Annotated in this window: 26 protein-coding genes; 3 read left to right on the top strand and 23 right to left on the bottom strand. The window is 65.6% G+C overall.

The genetic code is table 11. From position 1 onward, the window contains the following. The first annotated feature begins 178 nt into the window (after positions 1-178). The 3 genes from HB724_RS13355 to HB724_RS13345 are packed head-to-tail and all read left to right on the top strand — an operon-like array spanning position 179 to position 4,133. On the top strand, positions 179-1,078 hold the full coding sequence (locus tag HB724_RS13355) for a glycerophosphodiester phosphodiesterase family protein (protein ID WP_213981435.1): 900 nt from the start codon (positions 179-181) through the stop codon (positions 1,076-1,078). Between the two features lie 29 nt (positions 1,079-1,107). Continuing rightward, positions 1,108-2,673 (top strand): alkaline phosphatase D family protein, encoded by a 1,566-nt coding sequence (locus HB724_RS13350; RefSeq protein ID WP_213981434.1) that lies wholly within the window; start codon positions 1,108-1,110, stop codon positions 2,671-2,673. A 14-nt stretch (positions 2,674-2,687) separates the two neighbouring features. Beyond that, positions 2,688-4,133 (top strand): alkaline phosphatase family protein, encoded by a 1,446-nt coding sequence (locus tag HB724_RS13345; RefSeq protein ID WP_213981433.1) that lies wholly within the window; start codon positions 2,688-2,690, stop codon positions 4,131-4,133. Between the two features lie 347 nt (positions 4,134-4,480). Here the strand turns inward: HB724_RS13345 and guaA are convergent, their stop codons facing one another. The 23 genes from guaA to rplP form a co-directional block, all read right to left on the bottom strand. Continuing rightward, positions 4,481-6,040 carry a glutamine-hydrolyzing GMP synthase gene (guaA, locus tag HB724_RS13340; protein WP_213981432.1) on the bottom strand — a complete coding sequence of 520 codons (1,560 nt, stop codon included), beginning with the start codon at positions 6,038-6,040 and terminating at the stop codon, positions 4,481-4,483. 36 nt (positions 6,041-6,076) lie between these two features. Continuing rightward, positions 6,077-6,664: a hypothetical protein gene (locus HB724_RS13335; protein ID WP_213981431.1), complete on the bottom strand. Its 588-nt coding sequence runs from the start codon at positions 6,662-6,664 to the stop codon at positions 6,077-6,079. A gap of 17 nt (positions 6,665-6,681) precedes the next feature. Then, complete coding sequence (locus HB724_RS13330; protein ID WP_213981430.1) at positions 6,682-8,790, bottom strand: prolyl oligopeptidase family serine peptidase; 2,109 nt, start codon at positions 8,788-8,790, stop codon at positions 6,682-6,684. Positions 8,791-8,849: 59 nt separating this feature from the next. Continuing rightward, entirely contained in the window at positions 8,850-8,975 is a 126-nt protein-coding gene (locus tag HB724_RS20510) for a hypothetical protein (RefSeq protein WP_256731507.1), read from the bottom strand. A 161-nt stretch (positions 8,976-9,136) separates the two neighbouring features. Then, positions 9,137-9,559, bottom strand: coding sequence for a 50S ribosomal protein L17 (gene rplQ, locus HB724_RS13325; RefSeq protein WP_213981429.1), 423 nt, complete (start codon positions 9,557-9,559; stop codon positions 9,137-9,139). Positions 9,560-9,776: 217 nt separating this feature from the next. Then, a complete protein-coding gene (locus HB724_RS13320; protein WP_213981428.1) occupies positions 9,777-10,844 on the bottom strand; it encodes a DNA-directed RNA polymerase subunit alpha in 1,068 nt (355 codons plus the stop codon). 101 nt (positions 10,845-10,945) lie between these two features. Next, complete coding sequence (gene rpsK / locus HB724_RS13315) at positions 10,946-11,335, bottom strand: 30S ribosomal protein S11 (protein ID WP_187729371.1); 390 nt, start codon at positions 11,333-11,335, stop codon at positions 10,946-10,948. Positions 11,336-11,349: 14 nt separating this feature from the next. Further along, positions 11,350-11,718 (bottom strand): 30S ribosomal protein S13, encoded by a 369-nt coding sequence (gene rpsM / locus HB724_RS13310; RefSeq protein WP_213981427.1) that lies wholly within the window; start codon positions 11,716-11,718, stop codon positions 11,350-11,352. Between the two features lie 468 nt (positions 11,719-12,186). Next, the gene (locus HB724_RS13305; protein ID WP_213981426.1) at positions 12,187-12,840 is read right to left on the bottom strand and encodes an adenylate kinase; all 654 of its coding nucleotides are present in this window, start codon (positions 12,838-12,840) and stop codon (positions 12,187-12,189) included. Between the two features lie 27 nt (positions 12,841-12,867). Next, complete coding sequence (secY, locus tag HB724_RS13300; protein WP_213981425.1) at positions 12,868-14,229, bottom strand: preprotein translocase subunit SecY; 1,362 nt, start codon at positions 14,227-14,229, stop codon at positions 12,868-12,870. Positions 14,230-14,333: 104 nt separating this feature from the next. After that, positions 14,334-14,888, bottom strand: a complete 555-nt coding sequence (rplO, locus tag HB724_RS13295; RefSeq protein WP_213981424.1) for a 50S ribosomal protein L15 — start codon at positions 14,886-14,888, stop codon at positions 14,334-14,336. 99 nt (positions 14,889-14,987) lie between these two features. Continuing rightward, positions 14,988-15,164 carry a 50S ribosomal protein L30 gene (rpmD, locus tag HB724_RS13290; RefSeq protein ID WP_213981423.1) on the bottom strand — a complete coding sequence of 59 codons (177 nt, stop codon included), beginning with the start codon at positions 15,162-15,164 and terminating at the stop codon, positions 14,988-14,990. A gap of 5 nt (positions 15,165-15,169) precedes the next feature. Further along, positions 15,170-15,901 (bottom strand): 30S ribosomal protein S5, encoded by a 732-nt coding sequence (gene rpsE, locus HB724_RS13285; protein WP_256731506.1) that lies wholly within the window; start codon positions 15,899-15,901, stop codon positions 15,170-15,172. A gap of 3 nt (positions 15,902-15,904) precedes the next feature. Further along, on the bottom strand, positions 15,905-16,264 hold the full coding sequence (gene rplR / locus HB724_RS13280; protein WP_213981443.1) for a 50S ribosomal protein L18: 360 nt from the start codon (positions 16,262-16,264) through the stop codon (positions 15,905-15,907). After that, positions 16,264-16,797: a 50S ribosomal protein L6 gene (rplF, locus tag HB724_RS13275; protein WP_213981422.1), complete on the bottom strand. Its 534-nt coding sequence runs from the start codon at positions 16,795-16,797 to the stop codon at positions 16,264-16,266. Before rplF ends, rplR begins: the two co-directional genes overlap by 1 nt. Before the next feature lies 1 nt (position 16,798). After that, positions 16,799-17,194 (bottom strand): 30S ribosomal protein S8, encoded by a 396-nt coding sequence (rpsH, locus tag HB724_RS13270; protein ID WP_213981421.1) that lies wholly within the window; start codon positions 17,192-17,194, stop codon positions 16,799-16,801. Between the two features lie 11 nt (positions 17,195-17,205). Further along, a complete protein-coding gene (gene rpsN / locus HB724_RS13265; protein WP_213981420.1) occupies positions 17,206-17,511 on the bottom strand; it encodes a 30S ribosomal protein S14 in 306 nt (101 codons plus the stop codon). Positions 17,512-17,530: 19 nt separating this feature from the next. Continuing rightward, a complete protein-coding gene (rplE, locus tag HB724_RS13260) occupies positions 17,531-18,115 on the bottom strand; it encodes a 50S ribosomal protein L5 (RefSeq protein WP_213981419.1) in 585 nt (194 codons plus the stop codon). Next, complete coding sequence (gene rplX / locus HB724_RS13255) at positions 18,108-18,425, bottom strand: 50S ribosomal protein L24 (RefSeq protein ID WP_213981418.1); 318 nt, start codon at positions 18,423-18,425, stop codon at positions 18,108-18,110. Before rplX ends, rplE begins: the two co-directional genes overlap by 8 nt. Then, positions 18,425-18,793, bottom strand: a complete 369-nt coding sequence (gene rplN, locus HB724_RS13250) for a 50S ribosomal protein L14 (RefSeq protein ID WP_213981417.1) — start codon at positions 18,791-18,793, stop codon at positions 18,425-18,427. The genes rplX and rplN overlap by 1 nt, the downstream gene beginning before the upstream one ends. Positions 18,794-18,856: 63 nt before the next feature. After that, positions 18,857-19,123, bottom strand: coding sequence for a 30S ribosomal protein S17 (rpsQ, locus tag HB724_RS13245; RefSeq protein WP_213981416.1), 267 nt, complete (start codon positions 19,121-19,123; stop codon positions 18,857-18,859). A gap of 11 nt (positions 19,124-19,134) precedes the next feature. Continuing rightward, entirely contained in the window at positions 19,135-19,341 is a 207-nt protein-coding gene (gene rpmC, locus HB724_RS13240) for a 50S ribosomal protein L29 (protein WP_213981415.1), read from the bottom strand. 5 nt (positions 19,342-19,346) lie between these two features. After that, entirely contained in the window at positions 19,347-19,778 is a 432-nt protein-coding gene (gene rplP / locus HB724_RS13235; protein WP_213981414.1) for a 50S ribosomal protein L16, read from the bottom strand. Positions 19,779-19,794 lie beyond the last annotated feature (16 nt).

Genomic DNA, 19,794 nt, shown 5'->3' with positions numbered 1-19,794 from the left:
CCGGGGAAGGACGCCCGGCGCCCTTCCCCGACGCAGGGGATGTCCCGATGCGCAAGGCGGTGCCGATCAGCGGCCGACCTGCCGGCGACACCGCCCTTCCCGCCGACCCCGCCGCGCTCGCACGCATCCGGGCCCGATGCGTTTCCAGCAGGACGTTGAGATGCAGAGATACCGGACCATGACGGGACACAAGCGCCGGCGCGCATCGGCCCTGCTCCTGTGCGTCGCAGCCTCCCTGGCAACGGCGGGGAGCGGAACGGCCGGCGCGGGCGAGCGGCAGCCGATCGTCGTCGCGCATCGCGGCGGCCCGGCGATGGCGCCGGAAAACACGCTTGCCGCGTTCGAGAACGCCGCCCGCCTCGGCGTGGGCATCCTGGAATTCGACATGAACCTGACGGCCGACGACCGGATCGTGCTGCACCACGACACGACGGTCAATCCGGCCCTCTGCAAGGCGGACCCGAGTTCGGGCGTGGCGGCAGGCCCCATCCGGCAATTGACCCTCCGCCAGACCCGGGCATTCGATTGCGGATCGTCGCGCTCGCCGGCCTATCCCGATCAGAAGCCGGCGCCGGGCGCCCGGATGCCGACGCTGGACCAATTCCTCCAGACGTTCCGTGGCCGCGACGTCCTGTTCTTCGGCGAGACGAAGATGCCGCGGCAGCCGGCCGGTGCGCCGATCGATCCGGTTCGTTTCGTCGCGCTGATCGAAGCGCGCGTGCGCCGCTACGGGCTGGAGGACAGGTTCATCCTGCAATCCTCGGACTATCGCACGCTCGATGCGATGCACGCGATCAATCCGCGCATCCGCACCTGCCTGTTGCGGGTCGACCGCTTCAAGCCGGATTTCATGGCCCTCGCCAAAGATCACCACGCCGCCTGCCTCGTGGCGCGCGCGCAGGACACCGATGCGGCGCAGGTCCGTCAGCTTCGCGCGACCGGGGTGATGGTGTTCGCCGATGTCGCGGACAGCGAGGCGCTCTGGCGCGACTATCTCGGCCTCGGCGTGGACGCCATCCTCACCAACGATCCCGCCGCACTCATCGCGTTCCTGAAGCGCGACGCGGCCGGTGAATGATTCCCCTCTCGACGGAAGGTTTCCCTCTCATGCATTTCGATCGTCGCACCCTGATGCTGGGCGCAGGCCAGCTAGTCCTCCTCGCTGGACTTTCGCCGCAGCGCCTGTGGGCGGCTGCTTCGCTGGGAGGCAATCCCTTCACGCTGGGCGTGGCCTCGGGCGATCCCTGGCCCGACGGCTTCGTCCTCTGGACCCGGCTGGCGCCCAAGCCGCTGGAACGCGGCAGCGGCATGCCGATGCAGGCCGTGCCCGTGCTCTGGGAAGTCGCGGAAGACGAGCGGTTCACCCGGATCGTCCAGTCGGGCGAGGCCGTCGCGCGACCCGAGCTGGGGCATAGCGTGCATGTCGAAGTCGCCGGGCTGCTGCCCGCACGGCCCTATTGGTACCGCTTCCAGGCGGGCGGCGAGATGAGCCCGGCGGGCAAGGTGCGCACCGCCCCGCTGGCCGGTGCGCCCGCCAATCGGCTGCGCATCGGCGTCGCCGGCTGCCAGCATTGGGAAGGCGGCTATTACACCGCCTATCGCCATCTCGCCGAAGAACCCGACCTCGATGCCGTCTTCCACTATGGCGACTATATCTACGAGCATTGGTCGCAACGCGTCTGCCCGCGCGTGGACGACAAGCCGGTCTGCGTGCGCGAGCATGTGGGGGACGAGATCTACTCGCTCGACGATTATCGCCGCCGCTATGCGCAATACAAGACCGACCCGGACCTGCAGGCCGCCCACCGCGCCGCCGCCTTCCTCTCCACCTTCGACGATCATGAGGTGGACAATAACTGGGCCGACAGCATCGACGAGCACGACACGCCGCCCGAGGCGTTCCTGCTGCGCCGCTTCGCCGCGATGCAGGCCTGGTATGAGAACATGCCGGTCCGCAAGAGCCAGTTCCCCAGATTCCAGGACATGATCGCCTATCGCCGGCTCGATTATGGCCGGCTGCTGCGCGTCCACCTGCTCGACACGCGCACCTATCGTTCCGACCAGCCGTGCGACGACGGCAAGAAGAAGCCCTGCCCGCCCGAAGCCCATGTCTCCCCGACGCTGATGGGCAGCAGGCAGGAAGCCTGGCTGGACGAAGGGCTGGGCAGCGATGCCGCCTGGAACCTGATCGCGCAGCAGGTGCTGGTCATGCCGTTCGACCGGCGCAAGCCTGGCGCGGCCGATCCCGATCTGGCAACCGACACCTGGGACGGCTATCGGCCGGCACGCGCGCGGCTGGTCGACTCCATCCGCCGCCACCGCCTGTCGAACGTCGTCATCGCGTCGGGCGACTATCACAAGCATTTCGCCGGGACGGTTCCGGTGCGCGAGGAAGCGCTCGACGGCGAGCAGGCCGCGGTGGAATTCCTCTCCACCTCGATCTCGACGGGCGGGAATGGCGGCCCGGTCGCCAATCTGGACACCATCCATGCCAATAATCCGCATGTGAAACTGTTCGCGGACCAGCGCGGTTATCAGCTCTTCGACATCACGCGCGAGCGCTGGAAGACCGATATCAAGGTGGTGGATCAGATCGAGCAGCAAGGCGGCAAGCTGAGCACGCTCGAAAGCTATGTGGTCACGCCCGACCGCGCCGCCCTGCACCGCGCCTGATCCGAAAGAGAAGCATGACCAACGCCCCCGCCTTCACGCGCCGCCGGCTGGTGAAAAGCGCCGCCCAGCTTGCCTCCTTCTCCGCCGCGGCGACGCTGATGCCGCCCAACGTGCAGAAGCTGCTGGCGCAAGGACCACGCCGCACCGGCTCGCTCAAGGACATCAAGCATGTCGTCATGCTGATGATGGAGAACCGCTCGTTCGACCATTATTTCGGCACCCTGGCCGGGGTGCGCGGCTTCGACGACCCGCATGCGCTCCCCCTCCCCAACGGCAGGAGCGTGTTCCACCAGCCGGACGCCGAGAACCCGAAGGGGTATATGCTTCCCTTCCATCTCGACACCTTCTCCACCAAGGCGCAGGCGCTGCCTTCGACCAGCCATGCCTGGGCGGTGCAGCATCGGGCGTGGAACGGCGGGAAGATGGACCAATGGTTGCCCGCCCACCGCAAGGCGGACGGCGCGCGCGGCCCCTATACGATGGGCTATTTCAAGCGCGAGGACATCCCGTTCCATTATGCGCTGGCGGAAGCCTTCACCATCTGCGACGCCTATCATTGCTCGGTGATGGGGCCGACGCGCCCCAATCGCTTCTATTGGCTCACCGGCATGATCGACGCCGACGGGCGCTATGGCGAACCGCAGATCAGCCAGAAGACGCCGCCCGAGGGCCTCAGGTGGAAGACCTATGCCGAGCGGCTGGAGGAAGCGAGCGTCAGCTGGAAAGTCTATCAGCATGCCGACAACGGCACCGGCTTCAACGTGCTGCGCCTGTTCCGCCAGTTCATGGATTCGCCACCGGGATCGCCGCTACGGGTGAAGGGCATGCCCTCGGCCACGGATGGGGAGTTCGAATATGACGCACTGCACGATCGCCTGCCGGCGGTGACGTGGCTCTGCCCCACCAACGAGGGCTCCGAGCATCCCAGCAGCTCGATGCCCGCCGCCGGGGCAGAGTTCATCGCCGCCAAGCTGGACGCGGTCGCCGCCAATCCCGACGTGTGGGCAAAGACCGTCTTCATCCTCAACTATGACGAGAATGACGGCCTGTTCGATCATGTCCCGCCGCCGGTGCCGCCCCAGGGCACGTCGGGGGAGTTCGTCGATGGCCTGCCAGTGGGCGGGGGCTTCCGCGTGCCGTGCATCATTGTCTCGCCCTGGACGGCGGGCGGCTGGGTGTGCAGCCAGCCGTTCGACCATACGTCGATCCTCCAGTTCCTGGAGCGCTTCACCGGCGTCCGCGAGCCCAATATCACCGACTGGCGGCGGCAGACGTTCGGCGACCTGACCAAGGCGTTCCGTTTCGGCGAGCCGACCGCCAGGCCGCCTGTCCTGCCCAGCACGAGCGGACTGCTGCACCACGCCCGCTACGCCGCCGCCACGCTTCCCGCGCCCCCCATCCCGGGCGCCGACCAGACCGCCCCCGTCCAGGAAAAGGGGGAACGCAAACGGACCGACTGACAGCTTCGGGAGCCCACATATGTCGCTCTGCCGGCCCGGTGGAACATGCATCAAAGCCCTCACCGCTCGTATCCAACAACTACAGGCCCGTTGGATCGACGTCTGCCTTCAAGCGCACTGCGCCATGTACGACTTTGACTGGCGCCCTAAGTCAAACGCATCAGGTCCGCCCACGACCATCCAGGACCACCCTTCATTCAATCCACGGAGCCACGAGAGTGACTGGGCCAGAGCAGTACCAATCAATATAGCTGCCTTCAGACCCGCGCGACTAGATCGCCAGCAGTTCGAAGGGAGTAGTCAGCCGCGCAAATCATTGTAAATCCGCCGAGAAACCACGCCTCCTCTCATTCCCACTCGATCGTGCCGGGCGGCTTCGAGGTATAGTCGTAGGTCACCCGGTTCACGCCGCGCACTTCGTTGACGATCCGCGTTGCGCAGCGCGCCAGGAAGTCGCCCGGGAACTGGAAGGCCACCGCGGTCATCCCGTCGGTCGAGGTCACCGCGCGCAGCGCCAGGACATAGTCATAGGTCCGCCCGTCGCCCATCACGCCCACCGTGCGTACCGGCAGCAGCACCGCGAAGGCCTGCCAGATCGCATCGTAGAGCCCGGCGTTGCGGATCTCCTCAAGGTAGATCGCATCCGCCTTGCGCAGGATGTCGCAGCGTTCCTTGGTGACTTCGCCCGGGATGCGGATCGCCAGGCCCGGCCCGGGGAACGGATGCCGGCCGACGAACGCATCGGGCAGGCCCAGCTCGCGGCCCAGCTCGCGCACTTCGTCCTTGAAGAGCTCGCGCAGCGGCTCGACCAGCTTCATGTCCATCCGCTCGGGCAGGCCGCCGACATTGTGGTGGCTCTTGATCGTCACCGAAGGCCCGCCGGTGAAGCTTACGCTCTCGATCACGTCGGGATAAAGCGTGCCCTGCGCCAGGAACTCGGCGCCGCCGATCTTCCTCGCCTCATCCTCGAACACGTCGATGAAGGTCTTGCCGATGAACTTCCGCTTGGCCTCGGGATCGGTCACCCCGGCGAGGCCGCTCAGGAACAGGGTCTCGGCGTCCACAGCGACAAGCGGGATATTGTAGCTGTTGCGGAACAGGCTGACGACCTGCTCGGCCTCGCCGCTGCGCATCAGGCCGTGATCGACGAAGACGCAGGTGAGCTGGTCGCCGATCGCCTCGTGGATCAACACCGCGGCCACCGCCGAATCGACGCCGCCCGAAAGCCCACAGATCACCCGGCCGCTGCCCACCTGCTTGCGGATCTCGGCGATCTTGGCGTTGCGGAACTCGGCCATCGACCACTCGCCCGACAGGCCGCAGACATGGCGCACGAAATTGGCGAGCAGCCTGGCGCCGTCGGGGGTGTGGACCACCTCCATGTGGAACTGGGTGGCGTAATAGCGGCGCGCATCGTCCGCGACGACGGCATAGGGCGAGCCGGGGCTGACCGCCACCGCGCGGAAGCCCGGCGCCAGTTCGGTCACCTTGTCGCCATGGCTCATCCACACCTGATGGCTCTCGCCCTCGTGCCAGACGCCGTCGAACAGCACGCAGCCGTCCTCGATCTCGATGAAGGCGCGGCCGAACTCGCCCGAATCGCCCAGGGTCACGGTGCCGCCGAGCTGGTGCATCATCACCTGCTGGCCATAGCAGATGCCCAGGATCGGGAGCCCCGAGTCGAAGATCGCCTGCGGCACCCGCGGGCTGCCCTCATCCAGCACCGATGCCGGCGATCCGGAGAGGATGATGCCCTTGGGCTTCATTCGCTCGAAAGCCTCGGCGGCGGTCGTGAAGGGCGCGATTTCGCTGTACACGCCCGCCTCGCGGACGCGGCGCGCGATGAGCTGGGTCACCTGGCTGCCGAAATCGACGATCAGGATGGATTCGCTGTGCTCGGTCGTCATGGGCGGGCGATAGTTAGCCCGCCCTGCCCTGTAAAGTCAGGCCGCGGGCTCCAGGCCCGGGATCGTCACATAAGGCTCGCTGCCGGCCTTCAGCGCGCAGCGGAAATCGAAGCTGCGCTTCGTCTCGTCGCGATAGCTTTCGGCCAGTTCGACATTGCCCTTCACCGTCCAGCTCTTGCCGTTCCAGACCGTGCTGGAGATGTTCGTCACGCGCGACAGGCGGGCGAAGCGCTGGGCGTCGGTCTCGGCAGCGACGGCGCAGCGATCGGCGGCAGCGTCGGGATCGTAGAGGCCATCATATTTGGCCGAGTCGGGCGCCGGCAGATCGGCGACCGGCGATCCTTCGGACGGCGGCGGCGGGGCGCTGCCTTCGTCACCCTCGATCGGCGGAGCCTCATAATCTTCCCGATAGGCTTCCTCGCGCTCGCGCTTCTTCTTCTCGCCCGAGGCGACGGCGGCGATCCCGCCGACGAACAGCGCGCCCAGGAGGAAGCCGGCGACGCCGTCACCGTCGCCGCGGTGATGATGGCGCGGGCCATGATAGCGCTGCGCCTGTGCCGGCACCGCCAGCGACAAGGCCGCGATCGAGGCCGCCGTTCCGCCGATCAACCGAAGAAATCCCATGATGCCCTCCCATTGCCCTACGAGGCGACGCTAGCCGATGCCGCCTGTCCGCCGGCTGAACCAGTTGCCTGCTTTATCTCCAGCCCGGTCCACTGGGCGGCGAACGACCAGATGTCGGCGGCTTCCTCGATGATCTTGTCGGTCGGCTTGCCGGAACCGTGGCCGGCGCGGGTCTCGATGCGAACGAGGTGTGGTTTGTCGCCGATGGCTGCCGCCTGGATCGCGGCGGCGTATTTGAAGGTGTGGCCCGGCACGACGCGGTCGTCGGTGTCGGCGGTGGTGGCCAGGATCGCCGGATAGTCCCGCCCGCCGTTGACGTTGTGATAGGGCGAATAGGTAAGCAGCACGCGGAAGTCCGCTTCCTGCGAGGGGTGGCCGTAATCGTCGACCCAGTAGCGGCCGGCGGTCCAGCGATCGAAGCGCAGCATGTCCATCACACCCACCGCCGGCAGCGCCGCAGCGAACAGGTCCGGCCGCTGGTTGACCACGGCGCCGACCAGCAGCCCGCCATTCGATCCGCCCTGGATCGCAAGCTGGCCGGGGCCGGTCACGCCCTCGCGGATCAGCGTCTCGCCAGCCGCGATGAAATCGTCGAAGCTGTTCTGCTTGTTCGCCAGCCGCCCGCCGTCATGCCACGCCTTGCCATATTCGCCGCCGCCGCGGATGTTGGCGAGGACGAACACCCCGCCCTGCTCCATCCAGGCGAGCCGCGAGGCGGAGAAGGCCGGCGTGTTCGAGATGTTGAACCCGCCATAGGCATAAAGGAGCGTCGGCGCCGGGCCGGTCACATCCTTGCGGCGGACGATGAACATCGGGACGCGGGTGCCGTCCTTCGAGGCGTAGAAGCGCTGCTCGACCTGATATTCGGCCGGATCGAACAGCAGCCTGGGCACTGCCCAGGGCGTGCTCTCGCCGGTGCGGACATCGTGGCGATAGATGGTGGTCGGCGCATTGAAGCTGGTGAAGGCAAAGAAGGTCTCGGGATCGTCCTGCCGCCCGCCGAAGCCCGAGGCGGTGCCGATGCCCGGCAGCGCCACCGGATCGAGCGGCGCGCCGTCGAGCGCGTAGCGGCGGATCTCGGTGCGGGCATCGACCAGATAGCTGGCGACCAGCGTCTCGCCGACGATCGCCGCGCCTTCCAGCGTCGCCTTGTCCTCGGGCACCAGCGGGTGCGCCTCGGGATGCTCGCCGATCACGTCCATCGTCACGATCCGCATCCGGGGCGCGTGGCTGTTCGTCGCCCAATAGAAGCGCGTGCCGTGATTGCCGGCGAGCGACCAGTGATGGTTGAGCCCGTGGATGACCGTCCGCGTCGGCCAGGCGGGATCGTTCAGATCGGCGAGCGTGATCTCATAGCGATCGTCGGTGCCTTCGCTGGTGGTGACGACCAGCCAGTGGCCGTCGTCGGTGACCTGCGGATAATGGCTGTGATTGGGCTCGGCCGGCGTCTCATAGACCAGGCGATCGGCCGATTGCGGGGTGCCGAGCCGGTGGAAATAGATCCGGTGGTTCTGGTTGAGCGCCTGGAACTTCGCTTCCTCGGCGACCTTGGGATAGCGCGAATAGAAGAAGCCGCTGCCGTCCTTCGCCCAGGATGCCGCGAGAGTGAACTTCATCCCCTCGACCACGTCGCCGGTGTCCTTGCCCGTGGCGACATCCAGTACCCTGGCGACGCGCCAGTCGCTGCCGCCGTCCTGGATCGAATAGAGCAGGTGTCGGCCATCGTCCGAAGGCGACCATTCGGCGAGCGCGGTCGCGCCGTCGGCCGACCAGCCATTGGGATCGATCAGCACCCGCCCCTCGCCGTCCAGCGTCTCGCGGACGAAGAGCACGGCCTGGTTCTGTAGCCCGGTGTTGTGCATGTAGAAATAGCGGTCGCCCGCCTTGTGCGGCACGCCGAAGCGCTCGTAATCGAAGAGCTGCTTGATGCGGGTGCGGAACCAGTCGCGGCCGGGGAGCGTCGCCAGATAGGCATGGGTGACGCGGTTCTGCGCCTCCACCCAGGCCGCGACCTCGGCATCATTGCGCACGTCGTTCTCGAGCCAGCGATAGGGATCCGCCACCGGCACCCCGAACTGTTCCTCGACCAGATCGATGCGGCGCGTCTCGGGATAAGCGATGGTCATGGCAGGACTCGTTCCGACGGATAAGGGGAACGCGCCTCCTACCAGTTGCGCCGCCCGGCTCAAGCGACGCCGATGCCGGTCGTCTGTACCGCGTAGAACAGCGCCGAGAGCGGCGCCAACGCCAGCAAGGCTGCCATCCATGACCCCAGCGACGAGGACGCATTGCGATGGGTATTCGACTTCATTTCCTGTCTCCGGCACCGGCCGGGCCGGTGCGAACTTCTTTGACGCGGAGATAGGTATTCGCCTCGCGGATTTCACCCATACCAAGGTTTGAGCGGGTGAAACAAAAAGAGCGACGGCGCCGTCCGGCACCGTCGCTCTTCCGCAACTCTTGTCGCCTGGATCAGGCGGCTTCGTCGAAATCCTCATCGCTCAGGACCGGACCGGAATCCTGGCCCTTGGCCGAGACGTCGCGGTCGACGAACTCGATGATCGCCATCGGCGAAGCGTCCGACGCGCGGATGCCGGCCTTGATGATGCGGGTATAGCCGCCGTTGCGATCGGCGTAGCGCGCGGCCAGCACGTCGAACAGCTTCACGAGCTGCGCATCGTCCAGCAGGCGGGCATGGGCCAGCCGGCGGTTCGACAGGCCGCCCTTCTTGGCGAGGGTGATGAGCTTCTCGACATAGGGGCGAAGCTCCTTCGCCTTGGCAACGGTCGTGGTGATCTGCTCATGCTTGATGAGCGCGGCCGACTGGTTGCGGAACAGGGCCGCACGATGGGCCGAAGTACGCTGCAGCTTACGGCCGCCGACACGATGACGCATGATATCTTCCTTCGTTCGTTAACGGGCCGTTCGACGGAACCCGAGACCAGGTGGGGACGGATGGCCCACCCTGAAATTTGACCGTCCGGTTGACTCATTTGACTCGCTGGAGGGGTCAAATTGTCTTCCGCCTTGTCTACGCAGCGACGCGGCAAAGCCGCGTCGTCGGTCGGGCTGATCGCCGAGCCGGCGAATAGCTTTCGCTATTCGCCTGCGATCAGCCCATGATCTCCTGCTCGAGCTTCTTGGCCATCTCTTCGATGTTCTCAGGCGGCCAGCCCGGGATTTCCATGCCGAGACGGAGACCCATCGACGACAGGACTTCCTTGATCTCGTTGAGCGACTTGCGACCGAAATTCGGCGTGCGCAGCATCTCGGCCTCGGTCTTCTGGACCAGATCGCCGATATAGATGATGTTGTCGTTCTTGAGGCAGTTGGCCGAGCGAACCGAGAGTTCGAGCTCGTCGACCTTCTTGAGCAGGTAGCGGTTGATCTGCGCGGTATCGCCGACGGCGCCGTCCGACGGCGCCGAGGGAACGGCCATGCCGACCGGAGCCGAGCGGGTGACCGCCGAATCGTCGAAGTGGACGAACAGCGCGAGCTGGTCCTGCAGGATGCGCGCGGCATAGGCCACGGCGTCCTCCGGGGTGATCGTGCCGTCGGTCTCGATCGACAGCGTGAGCTTGTCGTAATCGAGCTCCTGGCCGACGCGGGTGTTCTCGACCTTGTACGAGACCTGGCGAACCGGGCTGTACAGGGCATCGACCGGGATCAGACCGATCGGCGCATCGGCCGGGCGGTTCGACTGGGCGGGGACATAGCCCTTTCCGGTGTCGGCGGTCAGCTCCATGTTGAGCGTCGCGCCGTCGTCGAGGTGGCAGATCACCAGATCGGGGTTCATCACCTCGATATCGCCGGTGACGGCGATGTCGCCGGCCTTCACCTCGGCGGGGCCGGTGGCCGAGAGCTGGAGGCGCTTCGGCCCTTCGCCCTGCATGCGGATCGCGATCTGCTTCACGTTCAGGACGATGTCCGTCACGTCCTCACGGACGCCCGCGAGGCTCGAGAATTCGTGCAGCACGTTCTCGATCTTGATCGACGTGACCGCTGCGCCCTGGAGCGACGACAGCAGCACGCGACGCAGGGCATTGCCCAGCGTCAGACCGAAGCCACGCTCGAGCGGCTCGGCGACGAAGGTAAGCTTGCGCTTGGAATCGCCACCGGGCTTCTTCTCGAGGCCGTTGGGCTTCTTGAGTTCCTGCCAGTTCTTAGCGTTGACCGACACGGGCTTTCCTCATGTTGGGCAGGATGGGGCGTTCCTGCCGGGTAAATACTGCACCGGCCCCGGACCCGCACCCGGGTCCGCGGAGCCGGACAGGAGTGCAATCAGACGCGACGGCGCTTCGACGGACGAACGCCGTTGTGCGGGATCGGAGTCACGTCGCGGATCGACGTGATCTGGAAGCCGACCGCCTGCAGCGCGCGAAGCGCCGATTCGCGGCCCGAACCCGGACCCTTCACTTCCACCTCGAGCGTACGGACGCCGTGCTCGGCAGCCTTGCGGCCCGCATCCTCGGCGGCGACCTGGGCGGCATAGGGAGTCGACTTGCGCGAGCCCTTGAAGCCCATCATGCCGGCCGACGACCAGGAGATCGCGTTGCCCTGCGCATCGGTGATGGTGATCATCGTGTTGTTGAAGCTGGCGTTCACATGGGCGACGCCTGCGGTGATGTTCTTGCGTTCGCGCCGCTTGATGCGCTGCGGTTCACGTGCCATTTCTCAGCGCCCCCTTACTTCTTCTTGCCGGCGATGGGCTTGGCCTTGCCCTTGCGGGTGCGCGCATTGGTATGCGTGCGCTGGCCATGGACCGGAAGGCCCTTGCGATGACGGAGGCCGCGATAGCAGGCCAGATCCATCAGGCGCTTGATGTTCATCGCCACGGTGCGGCGAAGATCGCCCTCGACGGTGTAGCCCGCGTCGATGGTCTCGCGGATCTGCAGCACTTCCTGGTCCGACAGATCCTGCACGCGGCGCTCGGGCGTGATGCCCAGCTTCGTCGTGATTTCCTTGGCCTTGGCCGGGCCGATGCCGTGGATATACTGAAGCGCGATAACGACGCGCTTGTTGGTCGGGATGTTCACACCCGCAATACGTGCCATGGAATTTATTCTCCCAGCTCCACGGGACGTCGCATGGCAGCTCACGTCCCATCTCGTAGCGTTGCTCCGAAAATGCAGCGGCACGACAAGCGCTGGGTGCGCCGCCGTGACAACCGGTGTTTCGGAAGATGCGCGACATATGCATCCGCACGCGCCGAGTCAAGCGCCGCGGGCGATCAATCGCCGGAACAATCCTCATACACGATCGATGCGGTGAGGCCAAGCGGCGCGGATGCGGCATGACGTCAGCAATGGGACAGCTCCGCGCCGGGAGGATGCCGTGCCGGCCATCCCGCCTTCCGAGCTTACCGCACCGCATTCGGCGCAGGACGCAATACCCCTTCCCTTCCCGGTCCAGACCTTAGACGCCGGTCTCCGGCACCCTTGGGGCGCGGCGATGTGCCCGATGCATTTTCGAGAGTGAGCGCCGGGGCGGCGCCACTTGGCGCGCCGCCCCTCCGGGCGACTTTATTCCGCCCCGTCCAGTATCGCGTCGATCTGCCGGCCGACCTCGTCGATGTCGGCCATGCCGTCCACCGTGCGGACCAGGCCCTTGGCTTCGTAGAAGGGCAGGATCGGCGCGGTCTTGGCGCGATATTCGGCCATGCGGGTGCGCACCGTCTCGGCATTGTCGTCGGGCCGGCGCTTGAACTCGTGGCTGCCGCACACGTCGCAGGTGCCCGCGACCTTGGGCAGCTTGTAGCGATCGTGATAGCCCTCGCCGCATTTCGCGCAGGTGAAGCGGCCGGTGATACGATCGACCAGCGCGTCCTCGTCGACCACCAGCTCGACCACATAGTCGAGCTTGCGGCCGCGTTCGGCCAGCAGCGAATCGAGCGATTCGGCCTGGGCCTGGGTGCGCGGATAGCCGTCGAAGATCGCGCCCCGATCGGTATCGCCCTGATCGAGCCGCTCGCCGATGATGCCCGAGACGATATCGTCGGAAACGAGCTCGCCCGCCTCCATCACCGCCTTGGCCTTGAGGCCCGTCGGCGTGCCCGCCTTCACAGCGGCGCGCAGCATGTCGCCCGTCGAGAGCTGGACCATGCCCCGCTCCGTCTCAAGCCGACTGGCCTGCGTGCCCTTGCCTGCCCCCGGCGGACCCAACAGGATGATGTTCAAAATTGTCTCCCCAGTTTCGCTGCGCGTTTAGCGCATTCGTCCCTTCAGCTTCGCCTTCTTGATCAAGTCGCCATATTGGTGCGCCAGCAGATGCGACTGAATCTGCGTCACCGTGTCCATGGTTACGTTGACCACGATCAGAAGGCTAGTACCGCCCATCAGGAACGGAATGCCCATCGACAGCACGAGATATTCCGGCACCAGGCAGATGACGGTCAGGTACGCCGCGCCGACCACCGTGATGCGCGTCAGCACATAGTCGAAATAATTCTCGGTGTTCTTGCCCGGACGGATGCCGGGGATGAACCCGCCATAGCGCTTGAGATTGTCGGCAGTCTCCTCCGGATTGAACACCACGGCGGTGTAGAAGAAGGAGAAGAAGATGATGCCGGCCGCATAGAGCGCCATGTAGAGCGGCGAGCCGTGGCGCAGATAGGTGTTCAGCGAGATCACCAGATCGCCCCACCAGCTCTCGCCCACCGTCGCCTGGCCGGCGAACTGGGTGATCGTCAGCGGCAGCAGCAGCAGCGACGAGGCGAAGATCGGCGGGATCACGCCGGCGGTGTTGAGCTTGAGCGGCAGATGGCTGCGCTCGGCCTGGACGCCGCGCGCGGTCTGGCGCTTCGGATACTGGATCAGGATCCGACGCTGCGATCGCTCCATGAAGCAGATGAACAGCACCAGGATCGCGACGCCGACGATGATGAGGATCAGGCGCAGCGGATCGATCGTGCCGGTGCGGCCGCTCTCGAAGAGCTGGACCAGCGTGGTGGGCAGGCGGGCGACGATGCCGGCCATGATGATGAGGCTGATGCCGTTGCCGATGCCGCGGCTGGTGATCTGCTCGCCGATCCACATCAGGAACAGCGTGCCGCCGACCAGGCTGATGACCGCGCCGACGCGGAACATCAGGCCCGGCTCGATCACGGCCTGCAGGCCCTGCTGCGCGCCGAAGCTTTCCAGCCCCACCGCGATGAACCATCCCTGGACCGCGGTGAGCGCCACCGTGCCGTAACGGGTATATTGGTTCAGCCGCTTGCGGCCGCTCTCGCCTTCCTTCTTGATGGCGTTGAGCGTGGGGCTCAGCGAGGTCGCGAGCTGCACCACGATCGAGGCGGTGATATAGGGCATCACGCCCAGCGCCACGACCGACATGCGCTGGAGCGCGCCGCCGGTGAAATTGTTGAAGAAGTCCATCACGCCGCCCTGAGTCTGCTGGGCGAGCAGATTGAGCTGGGTGGGATCGACGCCGGGAAGCGGCACATAGCTCAGCATGCGGAAGACGATCAGCGCGCCGAGGGTGAACCACAGCCGCTTCTTGAGATCGGTCGCCTTCGAAAATTTCGCCAGACTGATGCTGGAGGCAAGTTGGTCGGCTGCGCTAGCCATCGATTACCATGTCCCGAAAATTGAAAAGGCGGCGGGGACCAAACCCTAGCCCCCGCCGCCCATATAGGTGCAATCCTGGGCTTGTCTAAGCCCCCTGGCCAGATTCAGCCCTTGGCCTTGGCGATCTTGTCCGCCTTGTCCGCATTGCGGGCGTTCTGAGCGACGCGATGCTTGGCCTTGTGCTTCTCGGCGGCGGGGACGATCTCGGGGATCTCCACCGAGCCGCCGGCCTTCTCGACCGCTTCCTTGGCGCTCTTCGACGCGCCGGCGACGTTGAAGCTCAGCTTCGCGGTCAGCTCGCCCTTGGCGAGCAGGCGGACGCCGTCCTTGCCGCCGCGGGTCAGGCCCGCCGCGTTCAGGGCTGTCTGGTCGATCACGGCCGAGGTATCGAGCTTGCCCGCATCGACGGCCTTCTGGATCGCGCCCAGGTTCACCTCGGCATAATCCTTGGCGAAGATATTGTTGAAGCCACGCTTCGGCAGACGCATGTGGAGCGGCATCTGGCCGCCCTCGAAGCCGGCGATCGAGACGCCTTCGCGGCTCTTCTGGCCCTTCTGGCCGCGGCCCGAAGTCTTGCCCTTGCCCGAGCCGATGCCGCGTCCGACGCGCATGCGGCGGTGGCGGGCGCCTTCGTTGTCGTTGAGTTCGTTGAGCTTCATGTCGTGCACTCGCTTTCGCTTTTGTCGCGCTGGATAAAACCGGAAAGGGGGCGCTTAGCCCCCTCCCCTTTGTATGTCACCTGGATTCGGTGGAAGGGCTCAGCCCTGCACCTCGACCATGTGCTGCACCTTGCGGATCATGCCGCGAACTTCGGGAGTGTCCTCCAGCTCGCTGACCCGGTGCATCTTGTTCAGGCCCAGGCCGATCAGCGTCGCGCGCTGGTCGCCGGTGCGGCGGATCGGAGAACCGATCTGCTTGATCTTGATCTTCGCCATGTCGTTCACTCCGCGATCGCGGCCGCATCCGCCTCGGCGGTCTGCGAACCACCGCGGCCGAGCAGGTCGGCGATCTTCTTGCCGCGCCGCTGAGCGACCGACTTCGGCGAAGTCTGCTCGTTCAGCGCCTCGAAGGTGGCGCGGATCATGTTGTAGGGGTTCGACGTGCCGACCGACTTGGTCACGACGTCCGCCACGCCCAGCGATTCGAAGATGGCGCGCATCGGGCCACCCGCGATGATGCCGGTGCCGGCCGGAGCCGTGCGGACCGTCACGCGGCCTGCGCCGAAGTGACCGTTGCCGTCGTGATGCAGCGTGCGGCCTTCCTTGAGCGGGATGCGGACCATCGCCTTCTTGGCAGCCGCGGTCGCCTTCGAGATGGCTTCCGGCACTTCGCGCGCCTTGCCATGGCCGAAGCCGACACGGCCCTTGCCGTCGCCCACGACGACCAGCGCCGCGAAGCCGAAGCGCTTGCCGCCCTTCACCGTCTTCGAGACGCGGTTGATATGGACCAGCTTCTCGATCAGCTCCTCGCCGCCGTCGTCGCTGCCGGGACCGCCACGGCCGCGATTGTCGCGACCACCGCGATTGTCACGGCCGCCACGGTTCTGACCGCCGCCGCCCGGGCCGCCACGGCCACGGCCGCCACGCGGGCCACGGCTCTGCTGCTCGGGAGCCGGCTGACCGGCGTCCTGCGCCTCGACCGGTGCGTCGGTCGTGTTGATTTCATCGGCCATTATTTAGAACTCCAATCCGCTCTCACGCGCGGCATCCGCCAGCGCCTTGACGCGACCATGGTAGAGGAAGCCGCCGCGATCGAAGACGACCTGCGTGACACCGGCGGCCTTGGCGGCCTCGGCAACGCGCTTGCCGACATCCTGCGCGGCCTCGACGGTCGCGCCGGTCTTGCCGCGCACGTCCTTGTCGAGGGTGGAGGCTGCCGCGACGGTCTTGCCCTCGGCATCGTCGATCACCTGGGCATAGATATGCTTGCCCGAACGATGGATCGACAGACGCGGACGACCACCGCCACGCGCGCGAAGCGCGGTGCGGTTGCGGCGACGACGCTTCTCGAAAAGCGAGAGACCCTTGGTGCTGATCACTTCTTCTTCCCTTCCTTACGGAAGATGAACTCGCCGTCGTACTTGATGCCCTTGCCCTTATAGGGCTCCGGCTTGCGCCAACGACGAATCTCCGCGGCCACCTGGCCGACCTTCTGCTTGTCGATGCCCGAGATCTCGACCGTGGTCTGATCCGGCGTCTTGATCTCGATCCCCTCGGGGATGTCGAAATTGACGTCGTGCGAATAGCCGAGCTGGAGCTTGAGCACCTTGCCCTGCGACGCCGCGCGATAGCCGACGCCGGTGATGAGCAGCTTCTTGGTGAAGCCCTCGGTCACGCCGGTGATCAGGTTCTGCACCATGGTCCGCTGCATGCCCCAGAAGGCACGCGCAGCCTTGGTCTCGTTGGCCGGCTGCACCGAGATGCCGCCGTCCTCGAGCGTGTAGCTGATCTCGCTGCGCAGCGGGAGCGAAAGGGCGCCCTTGGGGCCCTTCACGTTCAGGATGCCGCCGTCGATCGTCGCGGTCACGCCGCTCGGAATCGATACGGGCTTCTTGCCGATGCGGCTCATATCAGAAGACCTCCGCGAGCACTTCGCCGCCGACATTCTGCTCGCGCGCTTCCGCGTCGGACAGAACGCCGCGAGGCGTCGAGACGATCGTGATGCCCAGGCCGTTGCGGATCCGGGGAAGCTCCTGCGAACCCGAATAGACGCGGCGGCCCGGCTTCGAGACGCGCGCGACGTGCTTGATCGCCGGCTGGCCCTCGAAATACTTCAGCTCGATGCGGATGCCGGCCGCAGGGCCCATCTGCTCTTCGCTATAGCCACGGATATAGCCTTCGCGCTGGAGCACATCGAGAACGCGGGCACGCAACTTCGAAGCGGGCGTGAGGACGGAGTCCTTGCGCGCACGCTGGCCGTTGCGGATGCGGGTGAGCATATCACCCAGGGGATCGGTCACTGCCATTGTCGTGATCCTTACCAGCTCGACTTCGTGAGACCCGGGATCAGGCCCTTGTTGGCCAGATCGCGCAGCATCACACGAGCGAGACGGAACTTGCGGTAATAGGCGCGCGGACGGCCGGTGAGCTCGCAACGATTGCGAATGCGGGTCGGGTTACCGTTCCGCGGGATCTCAGCCATCTTCAGACGCGCGATGAGACGCTCGGTATCGTCGATGCTCTCATCGTTCGCGATCGCCTTCAGCTTCGCATACTTGCCTGCATACTTCTTCGTAAGCAGCTTGCGACGCTCGTTCTTGTTGATCGAACTCAGTTTCGCCATGACTTAAGTTCTTCCTTCCTTACGCCGCCTGCTTCGCTTCGCCGTCCGCCTCGATGGGGAACGGGAAGCCGAAGAGACGGAGAAGCTCGCGAGCCTCGTCGTCGGTCTTTGCGGTGGTGGTCACAATGATGTCCATGCCGCGCACCTTGTCGATGCGGTCATAGTTGATCTCGGGGAACACGATCTGTTCCTTGATGCCGCAGGCATAGTTGCCGCGACCGTCGAAGGACTTCGGGTTCAGCCCGCGAAAATCGCGAACGCGGGGGAGCGCGATGGTCACGAAACGATCGAGGAACTCGTACATGCGCTCGCGGCGAAGGGTGACCTTGCAACCGATCGGCATGCCCTCGCGCAGCTTGAACTGCGCGATCGACTTCTTCGCCTTGGTGACGACAGGCTTCTGGCCGGCGATCAGCTCCATTTCCTGGGCTGCCTGCTCGACCTTCTTCTTGTCCTGGGTGGCTTCGCCAACGCCCATGTTCAGCGTGATCTTGTCGATCCGCGGAACTTCCATCACGTTCTTGTAGCCGAACTTCTCGGTCATCGCCTTGGCGATTTCCGTGTCGTACTTCGACTTCATGCGCGGGATATAATTATCAGCCATTGATGACCTCCCCGGTCTTGACGGCGACGCGAACCTTCTTGCCGTCGCGCTCCTCGAAGCGGACGCGGGTCGCCTTGCCGTCCTTGGTCACGTGCGCGACCTTGGAGACGTGCAGCGGCGCTTCCGAGCGCTCAAGGCCACCCTGCGGGTTTTCCTGGCTCGGCTTCTTGTGGCGCACCGCCACGTTCACGCCGGAGACGACGACCTTGTCGACCTTCGGCAGCGACTGGACGACCTCGCCGGTCTTGCCCTTGTCCTTGCCGGACAGGACGACGACCTGGTCACCCTTCTTGATCTTGGCGGCAGCCATCACAGCACCTCCGGCGCGAGCGAGATGATCTTCATAAAGCCCTTGTTGCGCAGCTCGCGCACCACCGGCCCGAAGATACGAGTGCCGATCGGCTCCTCGTTCTTGTTGACCAGCACGGCGGCGTTGCCGTCGAAACGGATCACCGAGCCGTCGGCGCGGCGAATGTCCTTGGCGGTCCGCACGATGACGGCGCGATGAACATCGCCCTTCTTCACGCGGCCGCGGGGCGCGGCTTCCTTGATGCTGACGACGATGACGTCGCCCACGCCGGCGAAGCGACGCTTCGAGCCGCCCAGCACCTTGATGCACTGCACCCGCTTCGCGCCGCTGTTGTCAGCGACGTCGAGATTGGACTGCATCTGGATCATCGATCCGGTTCCTTCTCGTTCGGCCTACCGGGACCAAATTGCCCGGCGGTTCCAGTTAAAAGTTCAGGCTTCCGCCTTCGCCGGCGTCGCGTGGGTGTTCACCCGCTCGATCACCTTCCAGGTCTTCAGCTTGGAGATCGGCGCAGTCTCTTCGATGCGCACGGTCTCGCCGGCCTTGTACTCATTGCCCTCGTCATGGGCGTGATACTTCTTCGAGCGACGGATGATCTTGCCGTAGAGCGGGTGCTTCACCTTACGCTCCACGAGCACGACGACCGTCTTGTCGCCCTTGTCGGAAACCACGTTCCCGGTCAGCACGCGCTTCGGCATGGTCTCGTTCCTTACTTCGCAGCCGAGCGCGAGCGCTCGTTCTGCAGCGTCTTGATGCGGGCGATGTCGCGACGGACCTCACGCACGCGGCTCGGCTTCTCGAGCTGGCTCGTGGCGGCCTGGAAACGCAGGTTGAACGCCTCGCGCTTCAGGTTGCCGAGCTGCTCGCTGAGCTGGTCCTCGGTCTTCGTCCGCAGGTCTTCGATCTTCTTTGCCATGACCCTTAACCTTCCAGGTGCGTGGTGTCGCCGAGGCGGGCCACGACCTTGACCTTGATCGGCAGCTTCATCGCGGCGCGCTCGAACGCCTCCGCGGCGATCGGGCCGGGAACGCCGTCCAGCTCGAACAGGATGCGGCCGGGCTTGACGCGGGCCGCCCAATATTCCGGCGAACCCTTGCCCGAGCCCATGCGAACTTCGGCCGGCTTCGACGAGATCGGCACATCCGGGAAGATGCGGATCCAGAGGCGGCCCTGGCGCTTGATGTGACGCGTGATCGCGCGGCGGGCCGCTTCGATCTGGCGGGCGGTGATCCGCTCCGGCTCCATCGCCTTCAGGCCGTAAGACCCGAAGTTCAGCGTGGTGCCACCCTTGGCGTCGCCATGGATGCGGCCCTTGAAGGCCTTGCGGAACTTGGTGCGCTTCGGTTGCAGCATTTCTCTGTCCTAACCC

It is taken from the genome of Sphingomonas sp. dw_22, from assembly GCF_018449795.1.
In the GTDB taxonomy this organism is placed as follows: domain Bacteria; phylum Pseudomonadota; class Alphaproteobacteria; order Sphingomonadales; family Sphingomonadaceae; genus Sphingomonas.
Note: the sequence above shows the minus strand (reverse complement) of the source record. Positions and strands in the feature narration are given on the sequence as shown.